Origin of the sequence: Anoxybacillus sp. (assembly GCF_036834105.1) — a bacterium.
Taxonomy (GTDB): domain Bacteria; phylum Bacillota; class Bacilli; order Bacillales; family Anoxybacillaceae; genus Anoxybacillus.
Map to the genome: position 1 here is coordinate 2,238 of NZ_DAITON010000169.1, position 1,691 is coordinate 3,928.

The following is a 1,691-nucleotide window of genomic DNA, read 5'->3' on the forward strand; positions in this document are numbered from 1 at the left end:
CATTGAAATTACATCGCAAACGATTGAGCAAATGGTTGATCGATTAATGCAGTATCCGGAGCGGACGAAAATGCAAATATTAGCTCCGATCGTTTCGGGAAGGAAAGGGACGCACGTCAAAACGTTAGAAGAAATAAAAAAGCAAGGATATGTACGCGTGCGCATCGACGGGGAATTGCGCGATGTATCTGAAGACATCTCCCTTGAAAAAAATAAAAAGCATTCAATTGAAGTCGTTGTTGACCGCATCATGATGAAAGAGGGCATTCAGTCGCGTCTTGCCGACTCGCTCGAGACGGCGTTAAAGCTCGCGGAAGGAAAAGTGCTCGTCGACGTCGTCGGACAAGAAGAGCTATTGTTTAGTGAACATCATGCTTGCCCGCATTGTGGTTTTTCTATCGGTGAATTAGAGCCGCGCATCTTCTCGTTTAATAGTCCGTACGGGGCATGTCCATCGTGTGACGGGCTCGGGTCGAAGCTTGAAGTCGATCTCGACTTAGTTATTCCAAATCAAGAGTTAACGCTTCGTGAACACGCGCTCGCGCCGTGGGAACCACAAAGCTCGCAATATTATCCGCAGCTGTTAGAAGCGGTATGTCGTCATTACGGCATTGATATGGACGTGCCTGTGAAACAGTTGCCGAAACAGCAGCTCGATCTTTTATTGTATGGATCGAACGGTGAGAAAATATATTTTCGCTATGAAAACGACTTCGGTCATGTGCGTGAAACGTATGTGGAGTTCGAAGGCGTCGTGCGCAACGTCGAACGCCGTTATCGTGAAACGACGTCAGATTATGTGCGTGAACAAATGGAAAAATATATGACTGAACAACCGTGTCCGGCGTGCCATGGCAACCGTTTGAAAAAAGAAAGTTTGGCTGTTTTTATCGGCGGTAAGCATATTGGCGAAGTGACGGCGATGTCGGTCAATGAAGCGCTCACGTTTTTTGAAACGCTTCAATTGACGGAAAAAGAACAAAAAATCGCTCATTTAATTTTGCGTGAAATTGTTGAGCGTCTCGGCTTTTTAAAAAATGTCGGGCTCGATTATTTAACGTTAAATCGAGCGGCAGGGACGCTTTCAGGTGGAGAGGCGCAGCGCATCCGGCTCGCAACGCAAATCGGCTCGCGGCTAACAGGGGTGTTATACGTGTTAGATGAGCCGTCGATCGGGTTGCATCAGCGCGATAACGACCGGCTTATTGCGACGTTACAAAGCATGCGTGATTTAGGGAATACGCTCATCGTTGTGGAACACGATGAAGATACGATGCTTGCGGCAGATTATTTAATTGACATCGGGCCGGGAGCGGGGGCGCACGGCGGGCAAGTCGTCGCTGCAGGCACGCCTGAACAAGTGATGAACGATCCACAATCGTTAACCGGCCAATATTTATCAGGAAAAAAATTTATCCCCCTTCCGCTCGAACGAAGAAAGCCAGACGGCCGTTGGCTGGAAGTCATTGGAGCACGAGAAAACAACTTAAAAAACGTCGATGTCCGCATTCCGCTCGGATTGTTCGTGGCGGTGACGGGCGTATCGGGTTCAGGAAAAAGTACGCTCATTAATGAAATTTTGCATAAAGCGTTAGCGCAAAAGTTGCATCATGCGAAAGTGAAACCGGGAGAACATACAGACATTTACGGTATTCATTATTTAGATAAAGTAATCGATATCGATCAATCTC

1 protein-coding gene is annotated in these 1,691 nt (G+C 47.3%); it reads left to right on the forward strand.

Going from position 1 to position 1,691, the window contains the following annotated elements; translation table 11 throughout:
* Nucleotides 1–1,691, forward strand: a 1,691-nt coding sequence (gene uvrA / locus V7Z64_RS12220; protein ID WP_334110567.1) for an excinuclease ABC subunit UvrA, incomplete at both ends; no start/stop codon positions are given.